Consider the following 18,434-nt stretch of genomic DNA (forward strand, 5'->3'; position numbering starts at 1 on the left):
ATGTCGATGCTACAAGGGATTGCCGCATCACAAGGGATTGCCATTGGCAAGGCTCATAAAATCGAGGATCGGAAACTCACTGTCACCAGGCGGTCAATCGAAGATCCTGCAGGGGAGATTGGACGGTTTCACAACGCGATCCAAGATTCCTTAAAGGAATTGCAGCAAATTTTCAGGAAGGCCAAACAGGAGCTTGGAGATGAAGAAGCGCAGATTTTTGAAGCGCACATGTTGGTTCTGCAAGATCCGGAATTGGCACAAGGTGTGGAAGAAAAGATAAAACTTGAGTTGATCAATGCGGAAGCAGCACTGGACGAGATCAGCAATCAATATATTGCCATGTTTGAAGCCATGGATAATGAATATATGAAGGAACGGGCGGCAGACATTCGCGATGTCAGCCAAAGGGTATTGGCGCATTTGCTAGGAGTCGGCTATCAGTCGGCATCCTTTCATGAACCTGTCGTGATTGTCGCCAATGATTTGACACCTTCCGATACGGCGCAATTGGACAAGCAATACGTATTGGGATTTGTAACAGACATCGGCGGTCGTACTTCCCATTCCGCCATTATGGCCCGGACGATGGAGATTCCTGCTGTCGTCGGCTTAAAGCACGTATCCGTGGAGATTCAGGATGGGGACCTGGTTGTACTTGACGGCAGCGAAGGGAAAGTGATTATCAATCCATCATCCGCTGATTTGCAGGCGTATGTGAAGCGAAGGGAAGAATTTTTGCTGCAAAAACAAGAACTGCTGCAATTGGTAAACGAACCTTCGATCACACAAGATGGACGCCGTGTGGAGCTCGCCGCCAATATTGGCACACCACAGGACTTGCCTGGCGTAATACAGAACGGCGCAGAAGGAATCGGACTTTTCCGGACGGAATTTCTCTATATGAATCGTTCCGCATTGCCCGATGAAGAAGAGCAATTTCAGGCCTACAAAGAAGCAGCTTCCGGCATGAATGGCAAACCCGTGATCATCCGTACGTTGGATATCGGCGGTGATAAAGAACTTCCGTATTTGAATCTGGAAAAAGAGATGAATCCTTTTCTCGGGTACCGGGCCATCCGGCTGTGCCTGGATCAACAGGATTTGTTCAAGATTCAGCTTCGGGCCATTTTGCGGGCGAGCAAATATGGGAAAATCAAGATTATGTACCCGATGATCTCCACCGTTCAGGAAGTCCGCCAAGCGAATTCGATTCTGGATGAAGTCAAACAGGAATTGGCAGCAAAACAAATTCCTTTTGATCCATCGATCGAAGTAGGGATCATGGTGGAAATTCCGGCCAGTGCCATGATCGCTGACATTTTGGCGAAAGAAGTTGATTTCTTTTCTATTGGCACAAATGATTTGATTCAATATACAATGGCTTGCGACCGAATGAATGAAAAAATTTCTTACTTATATCAACCCTATCATCCGGCGATTCTGCGCTTGATCAAGCAAGTGATCGATGCTGCACATCGCGAGAATAAATGGGCGGGTATGTGCGGAGAAATGGCTGGTGATCCAATTGCTGCACCGATCCTGCTGGGACTTGGTCTTGATGAGTTTAGCATGAGTCCTTCTTCCATCTTGCAAATTCGCAAATTTGTCAAGGGCGTCAAGTATGAAGATATGAAACAATTGGCGCTCGAAGCGCTTGGTCTCGGCACGCAAGAGGAGATAAAAGCGCTCGTTCAACAGAGAATGCGTTTGGAAGCGTAATTTATTGCATAAAATGCATACAATCGATTGCTATGCTGCTGGCAAAGGAGTTCAGCAGCTTTTTTTCTTTGTCTGCTTATTTCTGCTGAAATTCTTTCTTTTTTATTTGAATTCGACAGATTATACTAGATTTGAAACTCTATGGAATTTATTTTTAGTAGATTTTTAAGGAGAATGAGAGATTGTTAAGGAGATTTTGATAGAAAAATGAAAAAATTATTGCTTGCGCTTGTACTTCTCTTGCCATTCCTCGCAGCCCCGCTGTCTGCATTTGCTGCGACCGCATATCCCAAATCGGGGACGGATGGCATCACCAATCTGTTTTTAACGTATACCGGTTATAGTCCGAATGGAGACGGCACTTCTGAAGAGCAGCATTGGAAAACGAATGATTTTTTACCTATACTTACACATATTGATCGGACGTACAATCATGCGGACGGACTGATGTTTACCGATTATTTGTTTACTGCCGTTGCGGTGAAAGATGGCTTTGGCCAATTGAAAAACATTGCGCAAATGAACGATGGCAAACCAGCCACCCCTTCTGACTGGAAGATTTATATGAATCAACTTTTTCAAGGCAATGATCCGGCATATTATCCGGAAAACATTGGAGCATTGTATGATGCTTCCTTGCATAACGGTTTAACCCGCGCCATTCCTGTCAATGTGTGGATTGCGCTGCCATATCCGGATCCGAAAGTGTTCTCGACAGACAGCCAACGGATCTCTGCTCTGGAAAACTGGATGGATCTGTTTATTTATACATGGAATACCAAAGGATATGCCAGCAACTTTCAGTTGAAAGGTTTTTACTGGATCGGAGAGACAGTTGCCGATACGGCTGATTTTAAGGATACACGAGTCATTCAAGCAATTAATGATTATATACATAATAAAGCAGTCAATAAAGAAGACTATAGCGCCTTGTGGATCCCCTATGAAGGAGCGACAGGCTGGAACCAATGGGCCAACCTGCATTTTGATCTGTCATTTTTGCAGCCCAATTACTATTTCTATTCCAACAAGGATTTAACCAAAGGAGTTTTCCATGCGTATTCCACGAATCAGGGCGTGGAGATGGAATTCGACCTTGGAGTGACTTGGGATTACAAGAAGGATGGTTACCGCTCGAAATTTCTTTCGTACATGAACCAGGGTGTAACAGGTGTGGACAGATATGTTCCACAATATTTTGCGCCGTATCAACCGCCGAATGCCGCTTTGGCATGGTATACGGGCGGTTGGTGGTGGAGTCATGAGAAACGGGATCAGTCCATCTTAAAACTGTTCCGAACCGGCGACAAATTGTATGATTCCCTGTATTCCTTTCTGAACGGAACGTATAAAGTTCCGGTTAATCATGGAAAATAAAATAATATCCGCATGGCATGGATAGTATAGGAAATTTACGAAAATGTGATAACAGGATATAATTGCAGTAAGTTTCAAATTGCAGCATTGGGAGAAGGATAGAATGGGGATTCGAGTATTAGGGATTGCTCCGTACAGTGGTCTTCGTGATTTATTTTATGAGTTGGCAAAGGAAGAAGATCGTTTTGAATTGGATGTAGAGATTGCTGACCTGGGAGAGGCGATTGATACAATTGGCCAATCCAAGGTTCTTGAATACGATGTCATAGTGAGCCGTGGCGGCACAGCTACATTGTTGCGGGAATATGTAGAGATACCAGTTATCGATGTGCCTGTTTCCGGATATGACATTTTACGCGTCCTCACATTAATCAAAGACTCCAACAGCAGGGTGGCAGTGATCGGATTTCCCAACATCTGTCATGGAGCCGCAACGGTTTCCAATTTGCTGAATTTAAAAATTCCAATCTATCCGATTGAACATGAATCGGAAGTCCGCAGTACATTGGTGAAAGCGTTTAATGACGGCGTTCAGGTGATATTGGGGGATGTTGTAACGGTTCGTACTGCTGATGAAATGGGTTATCATGGCGTGTTGATTACTTCCGGCCGCGAATCGGTTCAGGAAGCGTTTGCGGAGGTAATTCGGATCTACGACATTTACAAACGGGAACAAGAAAAAGCAAATTTTTATGAAGAAATCCTGCAACGAGATCACCGGGGAATTCTTGTTATCGATGCTTCCAACGTTTTGCGATTTGCAAATAGCCAAGCGTCATCTTACATGAATCGGGACATAAGGGAATGGCATCGAAAGCCGCTTCAAACCATTTTTCCTGAAATCGGTTCGAAAATTCAGGAAATGCATATTTTCAAACGTACACACTGGCAAGGAACGATAACGCTTAGCGAGTGTTTGTATGATGTTGAAATCGATGGAATCGGACAAAATCAACAATGGCCGTATACAATTGTTTATTTGGATCGATCCAGAGTATCGCAAAATTCAGACCAATCCTATATTTATAGTCCGACACGACTTTCTTCGTTTGCGCAGATCATCGGTTCAAGTCCAGAGATTTTGCAGGTCATTGAACAAGCCAAACAGATGGCAAAAACAGCAAACGCCATTTGGATTTCCGGAGAACCTGGAACAGGAAAGACGATATTGGCCCAGTCGATTCATAATGCCAATGAATCGGGTCAAAATTTTTATAAGGCAGCTTGCCGTTCCAGCGATTCCAAACGCCTGGAGGAAGAATTATTCGGTTCCATCCATGGCGGAGGATTTTTTCAACAGATCTTTCATGGCACGTTATATCTTGAAGATATTGAGTATCTGCCCGTTCATTTGCAAGAGAAGCTGCTGATTCAGTTGCGAAATGGCGTTGGATTGCGAGTCATTGTATCGTCCTCGATACCATGGGGGCAGCTCCTGCAACGAACAGAATTCAATCAAGAGCTGGCATATCGTTTGGGTGAACACTACTTGTATTTGCCTCCATTGCGTGAACGTTTGGAAGATTTGGAGGAAATATGCCGGATTCTGATTGCCAGACATAATTCCAAATTCGGAAAGCAAATGGTTGGCGTTCGGGATGATGTGATCCATCTGCTGAAAAGCCATGATTGGCCGGGCAATATAAAAGAGTTGAAAAACGCGTTTGAGGACATGCTGCTGCTCACAAATGGGCATTATGTGGAGCGGAAAGAAGCGGAAATCGTATGGAAGCGATACAAGCAGATGAGCGGCAAGCCAATACGTGAAATCGATGCAAATAAAGCCGCGCTTGATATGTCAGGTACTCTTGACGAGATCGAGACACAGGTAATCCTCCATGTGCTGCAGCAAGAAGGAATGAATCAATCGAAAGCGGCTGCCAGACTCGGAATCAATCGATCCACGTTGTGGCGCAAACTGAAATATAGCGACGCAAAGGCAAATGACTGATGTTTTTTTGATGATAAGCAGAGTAACTTCTTTCCTTGGAAGATAGGAATTCCATTCCGAGGGTGCTCTGCTTATTTATTTTGTTCGTTTTTAGTTGCAAAATACAACCTTACTTTATATAATTTTAAGAAAGCGATATCAGTATTTCTTTGTGTTTTAAAATGAAACATTTATGAATGGATGTTAGATTAACGGTAATTTGCTTATTAGCAAGTATGGGGGAATACGATGAAACGTATCGCGATTATTGCGGATGATCTGACAGGTGCTTCTGATTCCGGTGTACAGCTTGCGCGGAAAGGACTTAAAACGATTGTTGCCATTCAGTCATTGCGGGCGTTGATGGAGAATGAGCCGGAAGTTATCGTCCTTGATACGGATAGTCGGGCTGTCTCGTCCGAACTGGCGTATTCGAAAGTAAAGCAATTGATAGACGAACTGAAACATGCGGGCATGACCGGAGTGTATAAAAAAATAGATTCAACGCTCAGAGGAAATATCGGTGCGGAAATTGATGCGATTTTGGATGTGATGGATTTTGATATTGCGATTGTCGCTCCGGCATTTCCAAAGATTCAGCGCGTGACAAAGCATGGCGTCCATTTTTTGAATGGCACGGAAATCCATCAAACGGAAATCGGAAAAGATCCCAAATGTCCGGTGACAGAATCCAATATTTCCAGGTTGCTTTCCAATCAGTCGAAGCGAAAGATTGGCTGCATGTACCTGCAGACGATTCGCGCAGGACAAATGGAAATTCAGGAATCAATGGAATACATGTTGCAGCAAGGCATTGAAATCATTGTGGCAGATGCGGAACAAGAACAAGATCTGATCCATCTTGTAGACGGTTTGAAAAACAGCAGCAGAAAAATTTTGTGGGTTGGGTCGGCAGGATTGGCACAATATCTTTTGGAATTATACGATTTGCCGGAACGGTTGACGCACGGACTTGAGGTTCCAAAGACAGACAAACCCGTCATGTTGGTTGCCGGCAGCATTTCGAACATTACATTGCAGCAATTGCAAGCGGTAGGACAACTTCCGAATGTGGAAAGGATTCAATTCGACCCGATTTTGGTATTGCAGGGGGGAGAAGCTTGTGAAAAAGAAATGAAGCGTTGTCTGTACAAAGTACGAGAAGCAATCCGTGCAGGCAGAGATATAGCGCTTTATGCAACATCTACGAAAGCACAAGTGGATGAAACGACAGCTTGCGGAAGTCAGTTTGGAATCAATCGGGCAGAAATCGCAGACCGCATTGCAAGTGCACTTGGATGCATCGCTGCGGGAATTTTGTCAACGGAATCGCTGCAAGGCATCATACTGACAGGCGGGGATACGGCAATTGCTGTCTGTACACAAGCGGGCGTTGCAGGACTTTTGTTGTTGGACGAAATGGAACCGGGGATTCCCGTCAGCCGGTTAATCGGAGGTCCCCAATCCGTTTTGACAATTACCAAAGCAGGAGCGTTTGGTACGGAAGAATCTCTTGTAGGGGCGTTTCACATATTGAAAGGAGAATGTTTGCATGTATAAACCATATATTGGAATTACAATGGGAGATGCGGCCGGTGTTGGTCCGGAAATTATCTTAAAAGCATTAAAAGATCCGGAAATCTATAAACAATGCAGACCATTTGTCATTGGAGATGCTAAAATACTAGAGAGGGCGAAATCAGTTGTAAACAGTTTTGCAACAATCCGCAAGATTTTGCATGTGGATCAAGCCGATTTTACGTACGGAACTGTGGATTGTCTCGATCTGGATTTGTTGCCGGCAGATTTGCCCTTCGGACAAATATCCGCACATGCGGGGAATGCTGCATTCCGCTTTCTTGAAAAAGCAATCGAATTGGCCAAAGAAGGTTCCATTGATGCGATTTGCACGGCTCCTTTAAACAAAGAAGCGTTACATAAAGGAGGACATATATATCCGGGACATACGGAGATTTTGGCCGAACTGACAGGTACAAAAGATTTCTCGATGATGTTGTCCGCACCCAAGCTTAAAGTCATCCATGTGACGACACATGTAGGGATTCTTGATGCTGTCAAACAGATCAATCCGGAACGTGTATACAAAGTCATTCGGCTTGCACATGAAACGTTGCAAAAAGCCGGCATTCCAGAACCGAAGATCGCAGTTTGCGGAATCAATCCACATGCCGGTGAAAATGGCTTGTTTGGTTATGGGGAAGAAGAAGAAAAAGTGATTCCCGGTGTTGAGAAAGCACAGCAGGAAGGAATCGCCGTGCAAGGTCCATTGCCCGCAGATACGCTGTTTTTCCGTGCAACACGCGGGGATTTTGATATTGTAGTTGCCATGTACCACGATCAGGGGCACGGGCCTGTAAAAGTGTTGGGCTTGGAAGCGGGTGTCAATATTACAGTCGGCCTTCCCATCATTCGGACAAGTGTCGACCACGGCACCGCATTTGATATTGCAGGAAAAGGGGTTGTCGATGAGTTAAGCATGAAAGAAGCCATTCGGCAGGCGATTGAATTGGCGCCGAAACGAAACGAGTAATCGAGCAAAATGCACGGGAAGGTGTGACTTTGGATGAAGATCGTTTTAGCTCCGGACTCCTATAAAGGAAGCCTGACGGCAAAACAAGCGTGTGATGCGATGGAAGCAGGGATACGAAAGGTTTTTCCCGATGCAGATGTAATAAAAGTCCCGATGGCAGACGGCGGTGAAGGCACCGTTCAAAGTTTGGTCGACGCGTTAAACGGCCAATTGCACACAGAAACGGTTGCAAATCCACTCGGTGAACCGGTGCAAGCGACATACGGCATCCTCGGCGATGGGAAAACAGCTGTCATTGAAATGGCGGAAGCGTCCGGTCTTTATCTGATCTCCAAAGAACAGAGGGATCCCCGGATTACGACAACATACGGCACCGGTGAGTTGATAAAAGCAGCCTTGGATCAAGGCTGCCGCAACTTTATTCTGGGAATCGGCGGCAGTGCCACAAACGATGGCGGTGTCGGCATGGCACAGGCGTTGGGGATTCAGTTTCTGGATCGGGATGGCAATCCGGTGCCCTTTGGCGGCGGATTTTTACACTGCATTGAAAGAATGGATTTGACACGGTTGGATCCGCGAATTAAGGACTGCCGCTTTACCGTTGCTTGCGATGTTGACAATCCGCTATGCGGGGAGCATGGAGCGAGCCACGTATTTGGACCGCAAAAAGGCGCAAATCCGGAAATGGTGCTTGAACTGGACAGTAATCTTCTACATTATGCTACAATATTGGGAGAACAGCTGGGGATGAACATCAAAGATCTGCCTGGTTCGGGCGCGGCCGGTGGACTGGGAGCAGGGATGGTCGCATTCCTCGGTGCAGAATTGCGGCCCGGCATTGAAATCGTTTTACAGATAACAAAACTGGAAGAAACATTGGCAGGCGCCGACTTGGCAATCTCGGGAGAAGGTCAATGCGATTTTCAAACATTGCGGGGGAAAACGCCTTTTGGCGTTGCCAAAGTTGCTCGGCAATTGAACATTCCTGTCATTTTAATGGCCGGATCCATCGGTGCGGGAATCGATGCTCTTTTTGAGCATGGGATTGTCAGCGTGTTTTCGATCGTCGATCGGCCGATGTCTCTGGAAGATGCAATGGAACAAGCGGCTCCCTTAATGTCTGCTGCCGTGGAAAGGGTTATCCGGGCAAGATTTTTATAGTGAAAAGTGCTGGATGGAAAGCAATGTGCATATAAAAGAAAACTAGAGATGGAGGAATGATTCCTGTGAGTATTGCAGAAGAAACAGTAAGCATTCAAGAAAAGAATCAAAAACTCGGGGAGTATCTCAGGGAATTGGATCAAGCAATTGTCGCGTTTTCAGCCGGCATCGACTCCACATTTGTCTTGGCGCGGGCAAAAGAGGAATTAGGAGATAGAGTATTGGCAGTGACAGCGGCATCCGAAACGTTTCCCGAGCGGGAATTGGAAGAAGCGATCGGGTTGGCCAAAAAACTCGGTGTCAGGCATGAGGTCATACAAATAAAAGAAATGGAGAATCCCCATTTTGTCGCAAATAATCCGGATCGCTGCTACCACTGTAAAGCCGGGTTGTATTCCAATTTGACGGCACTCGCCAAGGAAAAGGGAATTCCATGGATATTGGACGGAGCCAATATGGACGATCTGGGGGATTATCGCCCCGGCAGGAAAGCGGCGAAGGAATTTGAGATTCGCAGTCTGTTGCAGGAAGCGGGTTTGTATAAGCAGGAATTACGCGAGCTTGCCAGAGACATGGGTCTCCCCAATTGGGATAAACCTTCCTTTGCGTGTTTATCTTCCCGGATTCCCTATGGATCTATTATTACGCTAGACAAAGTGGAACAGTTGGATCGGGGAGAAGCAGCGCTGCGGCAGATGGGATTTCGGCAATTGCGAATTCGCCATCATGATAAGATCGCAAGAGTGGAAGTACCGCCTGCAGATTTCCCGCGGGTGCTGGAAGCTGCCGAGCAAATTGTGGAAATTTTGAAGGCAGAGGGATTTTCCTATGTGACGCTTGACTTGCAAGGGTACCGGACAGGTTCCATGAATGAAGCCATTGGCAAGTAATGGAGTGAAGAAGATCGATGAAAACAACATTGTTATACGGAACATCCGGTTTAACCATCGAAGTGCCTGACCATTCTTTAGTGATCGAGCCCCTTGACTTGCCGGCGTTATTCGATGACAAACAGGCGGTCATAGATGCCTTGCGCAATCCGATTGGCGCGAGACCCTTAAAAGGGTCGGTAAAGGCAACGGACAAAGTTGCAATTGTGATTAGCGATATCACAAGACCGACGCCCAACCATAAGTTGGTGCCGTGGTTGATCGAAGAACTGGATCATGTACCATTGGAGAATTTCGTGATTCTGAATGGAACAGGCACACACCGGGATCAGACAGAGGAAGAATTTGTGCAAATGCTTGGCCGGTGGGTTGTCGATCACATCCGAATCGTCAACAATCATTGTCATGATGCTTCGTCGTTGACAAAAGTCGGTGCCAGCCGTTTTGGTTGTGATGTGTATTTGAACAAAGAGTACGTGGAAGCGGATTTTCGAATCGTTACCGGATTTATTGAGCCGCATTTTTTTGCCGGTTTTTCCGGCGGTCCGAAGGGAATTATGCCGGGTATTGCGGGAATTGAGACGATCCTTGCGTTCCACAACGCACGCATGATCGGAGATCCTTTGGCGACATGGGGCAATATGACAAATAATCCGCTGCAGGATATGACCCGAGAAATCAACCGGATGTGCAAACCCCACTTTATGTTGAATGTGACGTTAAACAAGCAGAAAGAAATTACGCAAGTGTTTGCCGGAGAATTGTTTGAAGCGCATGATGTCGGCTGTGAGTACGTAAAAGAACATGCAATGGTCAAATGCGAAGAACGCTTTGACGTTGTCATTACATCCAATTCCGGATATCCCCTTGACCAAAATTTGTACCAAGCGGTCAAAGGTATGAGCGCTGCTCACAAGATCGTCAAGCAGGGCGGTACAATTATTTGTGCGGCGGAATGTTCGGACGGCCTGCCCAATCACGGGAATTACGCGCGTATCTTGCAAATGCGCAAAACACCGCAAGAACTGCTCGACATGATCAATGACCCATCGTTTCAAACATTCGATCAATGGCAAGTACAAAAACAGGCTGTGATTCAGGTGTGGGCAGACGTTTATGTGTATTCCTCACTTTCCGGTGATGATGTAAGGAAGGCGATGTTTTCGCCGACACATGACATTGAGCAGTTATTGGACGAGTTAAAATTGAAGTATGGACCTGACATGACCGTTGCAGTACTCCCAATGGGACCGTTGACAATTCCTTATGTGGAAGAGTAGATGAGCGTATAGCAGTCGAGAACGGCTGTTAAACACGCATGGCTGCTAAAGTTCTCGAAGAAAGGAAACTTTACGAATACGATGGCAGAACGCAAACAAAGTTGGTTGGGGTATGGCGTTGTAGTCTTGTTGTTGCATGTCGTTGGCATTCTTCTTTTGGTTACATCCCGTAATCACTCCGCCCTCATCAATCTTGCATTTTTAGCGTATACGCTAGGCCTTAGGCATGCATTTGACGCGGACCACATTGCGGCAATTGACAATACGGTGCGAAAGTTGATCCAGCAAAATAAAAATCCGAACGGAGTTGGATTTTATTTTTCTTTAGGACATTCAACAGTTGTAACGATTATGACATTTGCTACTATATTTGCCGTGCAATGGGCAGAGAAAGAAATCCCTTATTTTCAGCACATCGGAGGTATCATCGGCACTTCCGTGTCCGGGCTTTTCTTGTTGCTGATCGGTATCATGAACCTTTTCATTCTCATCAATATTGCCAAAAGTTTTTTCAATATGCGGCGTGGAATGTATAATGCCGATAAAGTGGAAGAACTGCTTCTTTCCAGAGGCTCTATTTTTCGTTTGATTCATCCGCTTTTACGATATATTTCGAAAAGTTGGCATGTGTATCCCATTGGATTTTTATTTGGCTTGGGATTTGATACGGCAAGTGAAGTCGCTTTGCTTGCCATTTCCACAGGCGCGGCGAAAAGTGCAATTCCGATCAGCGGAGTTCTTGCGCTTCCGATATTATTTGCTGCCGGAATGAGTCTGCTTGATACCGTTGATGGCATTTTCATGACAAATGCATATCGTTGGGCATTTTCTACGCCGTTGCGTAAAATTTACTACAATTTGACTGTAACTGCGTTGGCTGTAATGGCCGCATTATGTATTGGACTATTTGAATTGCTCCAGGTGGCAATTCCTCAATTGGGATTGCGGGAAGGCATTTGGGGATGGATTGCAAATTTGGATTTAGGATCTGTAGGCTATATTTTATTCGGATTGTTTGTTTTCTGTTGGGGGCTTTCCTATTGCATTTGGAAAGTTTTCCGCATCGAACAACGTTGGGAAATGTAACATGCATAGAAGATAAGGAGCTGCGCCAAGCGCACAGGGGCTGGCGGCTGCCACAATGAATGAAAATAGACTTGGCCTGTGAGACTGCCGATTTCATAATAGAGACGCAGACTCACAGGCCGATATTTTTGAGGATTTGCGCACGTCTGCAAGCACTTTCGGGGCGATGCCGAAAAAATGTATGGTTATTTATGGCTATTGTTTCAAAGCGCCTTGGTACTTTTGTATGGCAATCGAAAGTGCCGTTTGATAGACAACTTTCACCGGCACATGGAATGTATCTGCCAATTTGCGGCATTCCTCATATTCGGGCGCCACATTTACAATTTCATCCCCTAAATATGCGATTTTTACCGGGATTTTTCCATAGGGTGTTTCCACCGTTACAAATCTTCGCGGAACTGACCACTTCCCAACCTCGTAAATTCGCATTCCGATTGTCGTGGTTTGCCGCGCAATTTCCTCTTGTATATTCTGTTGCTTCTCATAGGAACAGGCAACGCGCAACTGCAATCCCGGTCGGCCTTTTTTCATAATGACGGGAGTCCAGTATGCATCCATTGCACCCAGGGCGACAAGGCGTTCTACAAGATGTCCGGCCCATTCCGGATTCATATCGTCAATATTTGTTTCAATGACAACTGTCTGTTTGGGCGAATGCACGGTTGGGAGTTGAAGAATTTCCTTTTCCATACTCCACTTGCCGAGCTGAATGCGAACGATATCAGCAACGGGCAAATTTTGATTTCCTGCACCGTGTCCTACTTTTTCGGCTATAAATGGGGTTTGCGGGAGTGAGCGCATAAATGTTCGAATGAAAGCGGCGGCAGTAGAGTCAATCGTTTCCCCCCAAAGACCGGCAGAGTATGTCGGAAACTCTAACAGCAACTGAATCGTAGAAGAAGTTGGGACGATAACCGTTCCATTTGGGCGTTCTACAACTCCTCCACCCATTTGAATGGTTGATACAAAACATGCAGGCTCCCCAAGCAAATGCCAGGCAAGTGCATTACCGACGACGTAGATGATGGCCTCGTTTGTTATGGTTTCTGCTTCTTCTGTTATTGCAACATCGGACGTTGCTTTCACAGCCAATAAATGATGAAAAACTTCCATGGTTTTTTCTTTAACTACGGGGGGGAGCAGACAGTTTTCAATGATCCGTTGCAGTTCGGAGAATGAAAGGAAATAGGGTTCGGCATTTGTGTCAATGATTGCTTTTTTTGCTGAAACCCCTTTCAAAGAAACGTCAATTATACGTATCGCAACGCCTTCAAGGAAAAAATTCATATAGCAACGCCAGTTGTCTTCTTCAAGGCCAAGATCGAACCAAGCGCCTAAAAACTTGTCTAAACTTGCACCGGCAAGACATTCAATATAAGCAATCTTCATTTCAATCCCGCCTTCATTTCAAATCGGTTGTACCTTCTATCATTTCAACTATACACGTTCAAAAGATTCCGTACAATAGTACTAGATATGGAAGTAGATATGGGAATTGAATTGGGGGCGGCAAATCGAAATACGTTGGCACGTTATTTGCTTTATGATTTATAAACGCAGAATGAAACAAGTGAAAAACCTGCAATGTATCGAAAAGACTGGGGTGGTTTCATGTTTATTCAAACGTATTCTCCTATTTCGCCAATCGGCTGGTCATTTGGATTGGCGATCTTGCCATTGATCGTGCTGTGCGTCCTTCTTATCATTGGCCGGACAAAACCAACTGCGACGTATTTGATCATTCTTTTCATCACCATTTTTCTGGCGAGTGTCGTCTGGAAAATGCCGCTACATATGGTTGCCGGCACTGTTTTTTACGGTATACTATTTGGTGTTTTTCCATTGTTTTACATTATATGGAGTTCGGTATTTCTCTTTCGAGTGGCCGAACGCTGCGGTTATATCGAGGTCATTAAAAATAGCCTGATGACAGTCGGCGATCGGATGGAATGGAAAATTCTCCTGGTTGGCTTTGGGCTGACAGCCTTTATTGACAGTACTGCCGGTTTTTTGACTCCGATCGCCATTTCGGCAGCTTTGTTATCACAATTGGGTGTAGGCCGGGAAAGAAGCGCAATCGCCGCTTTAACCGCATGTGCGGTGCCGGCTGTGTTTGGAGCTGTCGGCATACCTGTACTCTTATTGGCACAGGTAACAGGACAATCCATTGAGGAAATTTTACGTCAATGTGTAGTATCTGATTTTATTCCGGCATTTTTGGCACCCCTGCTTACTTGCTGGGCTGCATGTGGATGGAGATCTGCACGAGCGTTCCTTTTGCCATGTTTGCTGGGAGGATTCAGCTATTCATTGGCCACACTCGCAAGCGTTGCATATCTTTCTCCTTACTTAGGAGCGGCAATTGGTGCCGTTGTATTTATCGTTGTGATTTTAATAATGGTGAGGATGCAGGATCGTTCAAACGGAACATGGACATGGTCAGGCATGTCAAAAGGCTGGCGGCCGTTTGTTCTCTTGACTGTTTTTGTTGTGGTCTGGAATCTGCCGGTTGTAAAACAATTGTTGTTACATTTGGGAGGGCAATGGGGCATTCCGGGTTTGGATCGTCGGGTATTTTCCAGTCATCCGTTTGGAGAGCATGCGGTGCGGGCCATATGGAATGGCCAAGTGGTTGCTTCTGCCGGTACAGCCATTATCGTCGCATCATTGGTTACCGCATTAAGCTCCGGCATGACTTTGAGGGAATGGGGGAAATCACTGGTTGATACACTTTTCTCGATGCGCGTGGCGGCGATTAATTTGTCGGTGGTCTGTTCTGTTGGTTTTCTTTTAGTCTATAGCGGAATGGCTGGTACAATTGCTTATCCATTTCAGTATTTCGCAGAATCCTATTTGATTATTGCACCATTTATGGGCTGGCTGGGGACATTCCTGACGGGCAGCAACTCAGCTTCGATTGGACTGTTTGGGGGATTGCAAACATTTGCCGCACAGATGACACATGTATCGCCCGCAGCGATTGCGGCAAGTTTTTCCGTAGCGGCGGCCGGCGGGAAAATGGTGGCTCCGCAAGCGTTGGAAGTTGCGCTGCAATCAACCAATCTGGAGGCGGGAAAAGAATCTGTATTATTGAGAAAAGTATTGGGATTTAGTTTATTCATTCCAATCGCAGCGATAGGAGTCGCATTTTTCAGTCAACTATTTGGAATCATATAGTTTCCATGCGAGCGGAAACTTTTTTATTGAAATGGAAATTCGTTGGTTCCAAATAGAAAAAAAAACACAGCCCTTTTCACAAAGGGCTGTTTGCCTGTACGGTTACAAAGTTCCTTATCTCTATTCCATTTCCTCGATATCCCAAGTATGCTCAAACTGAATACATCCTTTCAATGTTTGAGCAACCGGGCAACCACATTCAAACACGGATAAAGCGCGCTCAGCTGCGAATGATTCCAGAAACTTCGCGCCATACTACAACAAAGGTGATTGTATCCATGGTAACCATTTGCTATTTTGGGTTGTGCGTCCTGATGTGGGCGATGATTGTCGCCATCGATGCACAGTTATTTAACTTTTCTTTCGGAAAATCGGCAGACCATTTCTTTTTTATTGTACTAGGGGATGAGAAATGGTTTGATTTTTCAATGTTTCTTATAGGACTTTTGTTCGGTATTCGGGAAGATGTGCTTCGTCGGAAAGGAAAGCGATAAATGAAAATCAATCGAATCTTTTCACCCAAACAACCGAAGCAAGTAGTTTCGACAACGACGGATGGCTCATTTACACATGAAGAAACGATTCCTTTATCATTCTCTACGTCGGATGTCAAACAACGAATGAAAGATTTATTTGGAAATTCGATGGACTTTGCCTGCGAAAATATTCAAATCGGACCGAATCGTGGAATTTTTTTATATTTGGATTCCATGACGAATTCGAAAGTGCTGCAGGAAATTACAAAACGGTTGAATTGGTCAGAAACAATACAAACAGAAGCAGATTTGCATCATTTTCAACAGCAATATTTATCAGGAATTACGTTTCGCTATGATTCCTTTGAGCATGAGCTGGTTTGGAGTCTTTTGTCTGGTTTTGCGGCTTTAATCGTGGAAGGCGTTCCCGTTTCTCTTTCTTTGCAAATCGACGATATTGAATCGCGTTCCATCCAGGAACCAAGTACCCAAACCATCATTCGCGGACCGAAGGATGGATTCACAGAAACTGCACAAACCAATATGAGTTTGATTCGCCGCCGTTTGAAAAATCCCAAGTTGCGGTTTTTGCCCTATTATGTAGGAAAAGACACACATACATTGGTTGTCCTGGGATATATGGAAGATATCTGCAATGCATCCATCCTGGAAGAAGTGAAGAAACGGATCAAGAACATCGTGATCAGTTCTGTTTTTGATTCGGGATACATTGAAGAATTGATTTCGGACAAAACTTGGACTCCGTTTCCCTTAAGTATGAATTCGGAACGTCCGGATGCGATTTCGGCGGGAATTATGGAAGGGAAAATCGCCATCATTGTCGATGGTACACCGTTTGTTTTGTTGGTTCCGGTCACTCTCAATGATTTTTTTCAGGTTCCGGAAGATTATTATCAGCCGTTTTTAATGTCTTCTTTTGTCCGTTTTATCCGTTATCTGGCGTTTTTAATTTCCTTGGTGTTGCCGGCTTTTTTTGTCGCAGTATTAACGTTTGATTATGAGATGATCCCAACTCCGCTTTTAATCAATTTGATTTCACAGCGAGAAAATGTGCCCTTTCCAACCATTGTGGAACTGATTATGATGGAAATTTCCTTTGAAATCCTGCGGGAAGCAGGGACGCGGATGCCGCGGGCGGTTGGGCAAACGGTATCCATTGTCGGGGCATTGGTGATTGGGCAAGCAGCAGTCGAGGCGGGTGTTGTCTCGAATACTTTGGTGATTGTAGTTGCACTGACAGCGATCGCAAGTTTCGTATCTCCCATATACAGTTTTGCTTCATCCGCGCGTTTGTTGCGCTTTAGCTTATCGTTGCTTGCCGCGTGGTTAGGGTTGTTCGGGATCATACTTGGTTTAATTGCCATCGTTGGACATTTGTCGAGTCTGCGTTCGTATGGAGTTCCGTATCTTGCTCCCATTGCCCCTTTTGGACTTCAAGGACAGAAAGATGTATTTATACGAGCTCCTTTATGGGCCATGTGGAAGCGGCCGGGCTTTCTAAAACCGCAAACGCCCAATAAAATTGCAGATGTCGAGCCGCCGAGCCCACCGAATGAGGAAGAATCATCATGAAATATTTGGCTTGTATTGTGGTTTTGCTTTTCGTCATGCTCCCGATCAGTGGTTGCTGGGACCAACGAGAATTAAACGAGATATCTCTGGTAACGGGTCTTGCTGTTGATCAAGGACGACAGAAAAAATACAATGTCAGTTTTGAAGCGGTGAATGCAGCAGAGTTAACCAAAAAAGGAGGCGGCGGAAATGCGGCATCCTTAGTGTTTAGCCAAGAAGGGCAGTCGGTTTCTTCATTGCTCGAAAAAATGAATATTGGAATCTCTCGCCATCTGGTTTATTCTCATGTGCGTACTGTTGTGATTAGTGAAATGGTTGCAAAAGAAGGACTTGCAGATATTTTGGAATTTATGGAACGCAATCGGGAAATCCGCGATGATTTCAATTTGGTCATTGCCAGAAACGTAAAAGCGGCAGATATCCTTCGCATGAGCTACCCCCTGCAAAAAGTATCAACGCTGAAATTGCACCAGCAATTGAGCCAGGCATTTCACGATTGGGGAAGCGATCCGGATGTCCGGATGCGGGATATGATTGCCGCATTCACGTCCAAAGGGCGGGAACCGGTAGCAGCCACTGTTACGATTGCGGGAAATGTTAAAAAAGGGAATTCACTGGATAATACAAAAAAAATTACGCCCGATGCTTTGGTGGAACTCTGCAATTTAAGTGTTTTTCGAAAAGATAAGCTCATCGGATATTTGCCTTTAATCGATACGCGGAATTATCTATGGCTGCAAAATAAGCCCTTTAATACAAGCATTGTTTTGCATTGCGAAAAAAAACAAACGGTTACCATTCGAATCAGAGAATTTACCACAGATATTCATACAAATTTCAATCATCAAACACCAACCATCCATGTTCAAATGGATACGTACGGTGTAGTCGACAGCATGCAATGCAAGAAACTTGATCTCACCAAATTGAACACGTATGAAACATTAGAAACCATGATGTCGGAACATATTCGTCGCGAATTGTTGCACACCATACATAAGGTTCAAAATAAATATAAAGTCGATATCTTCGGATTTGGAGACATTGCACACCGTCAACATCCCAAAGAGTTTAATTCTATCGCCAAATGGGATGAAGCATTTTCGAAAGCAAACATTCAAGTTTCTGTTCGTGCCAACATCAAACGCAGCGGGATCTACACGAAGGGTTTCTTAAATGAGATGAAATAGG

The 18,434-nt window shown here is 45.0% G+C and carries 14 protein-coding genes; 13 read left to right on the top strand and 1 reads right to left on the bottom strand.

Features of this window, described 5'->3' with window-relative positions:
* The 9 genes from ptsP to LSG31_RS10930 all read left to right on the top strand — a co-directional run bounded on the left by ptsP (nt 1) and on the right by LSG31_RS10930 (nt 11,994).
* Complete coding sequence (gene ptsP / locus LSG31_RS10890) at nt 1–1,719, top strand: phosphoenolpyruvate--protein phosphotransferase (RefSeq protein WP_347439276.1); 1,719 nt, start codon at nt 1–3, stop codon at nt 1,717–1,719.
* Between the two features lie 207 nt (nt 1,720–1,926).
* Entirely contained in the window at nt 1,927–3,096 is a 1,170-nt protein-coding gene (locus tag LSG31_RS10895; protein ID WP_347439277.1) for a DUF4855 domain-containing protein, read from the top strand.
* Between the two features lie 103 nt (nt 3,097–3,199).
* Nucleotides 3,200–5,047: a sigma-54-dependent Fis family transcriptional regulator gene (locus LSG31_RS10900; RefSeq protein ID WP_347439278.1), complete on the top strand. Its 1,848-nt coding sequence runs from the start codon at nt 3,200–3,202 to the stop codon at nt 5,045–5,047.
* A 228-nt stretch (nt 5,048–5,275) separates the two neighbouring features.
* Entirely contained in the window at nt 5,276–6,586 is a 1,311-nt protein-coding gene (locus LSG31_RS10905; RefSeq protein WP_347439279.1) for a four-carbon acid sugar kinase family protein, read from the top strand.
* Nucleotides 6,579–7,577 (top strand): 4-hydroxythreonine-4-phosphate dehydrogenase PdxA, encoded by a 999-nt coding sequence (pdxA, locus tag LSG31_RS10910; protein WP_347439280.1) that lies wholly within the window; start codon nt 6,579–6,581, stop codon nt 7,575–7,577. Before LSG31_RS10905 ends, pdxA begins: the two co-directional genes overlap by 8 nt.
* Before the next feature lie 33 nt (nt 7,578–7,610).
* The gene (locus LSG31_RS10915) at nt 7,611–8,738 is read left to right on the top strand and encodes a glycerate kinase (RefSeq protein WP_347439281.1); all 1,128 of its coding nucleotides are present in this window, start codon (nt 7,611–7,613) and stop codon (nt 8,736–8,738) included.
* A gap of 65 nt (nt 8,739–8,803) precedes the next feature.
* Nucleotides 8,804–9,628 carry an ATP-dependent sacrificial sulfur transferase LarE gene (gene larE / locus LSG31_RS10920; RefSeq protein ID WP_347439282.1) on the top strand — a complete coding sequence of 275 codons (825 nt, stop codon included), beginning with the start codon at nt 8,804–8,806 and terminating at the stop codon, nt 9,626–9,628.
* Nucleotides 9,629–9,645: 17 nt separating this feature from the next.
* On the top strand, nt 9,646–10,908 hold the full coding sequence (gene larA, locus LSG31_RS10925; RefSeq protein ID WP_347439283.1) for a nickel-dependent lactate racemase: 1,263 nt from the start codon (nt 9,646–9,648) through the stop codon (nt 10,906–10,908).
* A gap of 42 nt (nt 10,909–10,950) precedes the next feature.
* Nucleotides 10,951–11,994, top strand: a complete 1,044-nt coding sequence (locus LSG31_RS10930; protein WP_430734275.1) for a HoxN/HupN/NixA family nickel/cobalt transporter — start codon at nt 10,951–10,953, stop codon at nt 11,992–11,994.
* Nucleotides 11,995–12,189: 195 nt separating this feature from the next.
* On the opposite strand, the gene larC2 is transcribed toward LSG31_RS10930, so the two are convergent.
* A complete protein-coding gene (gene larC2 / locus LSG31_RS10935; RefSeq protein WP_347439285.1) occupies nt 12,190–13,386 on the bottom strand; it encodes a nickel pincer cofactor biosynthesis protein LarC2 in 1,197 nt (398 codons plus the stop codon).
* 222 nt (nt 13,387–13,608) lie between these two features.
* Between larC2 and LSG31_RS10940 the strand changes: the two genes are divergently transcribed.
* The 4 genes from LSG31_RS10940 to LSG31_RS10955 all read left to right on the top strand — a co-directional run bounded on the left by LSG31_RS10940 (nt 13,609) and on the right by LSG31_RS10955 (nt 18,433).
* Nucleotides 13,609–15,174, top strand: a complete 1,566-nt coding sequence (locus LSG31_RS10940; RefSeq protein WP_347439286.1) for an L-lactate permease — start codon at nt 13,609–13,611, stop codon at nt 15,172–15,174.
* A gap of 278 nt (nt 15,175–15,452) precedes the next feature.
* Entirely contained in the window at nt 15,453–15,668 is a 216-nt protein-coding gene (locus LSG31_RS10945; protein WP_347439287.1) for a hypothetical protein, read from the top strand.
* Complete coding sequence (locus LSG31_RS10950; RefSeq protein WP_347439288.1) at nt 15,669–17,243, top strand: spore germination protein; 1,575 nt, start codon at nt 15,669–15,671, stop codon at nt 17,241–17,243. It begins immediately after the preceding gene.
* Entirely contained in the window at nt 17,240–18,433 is a 1,194-nt protein-coding gene (locus tag LSG31_RS10955) for a Ger(x)C family spore germination protein (RefSeq protein ID WP_347439289.1), read from the top strand. The genes LSG31_RS10950 and LSG31_RS10955 overlap by 4 nt, the downstream gene beginning before the upstream one ends.
* The last annotated feature ends 1 nt before the right edge of the window (nt 18,434 follow it).

The organism is Fodinisporobacter ferrooxydans (genome assembly GCF_022818495.1).
Classification (GTDB): Bacteria; Bacillota; Bacilli; order Tumebacillales; family MYW30-H2; genus Fodinisporobacter; species Fodinisporobacter ferrooxydans.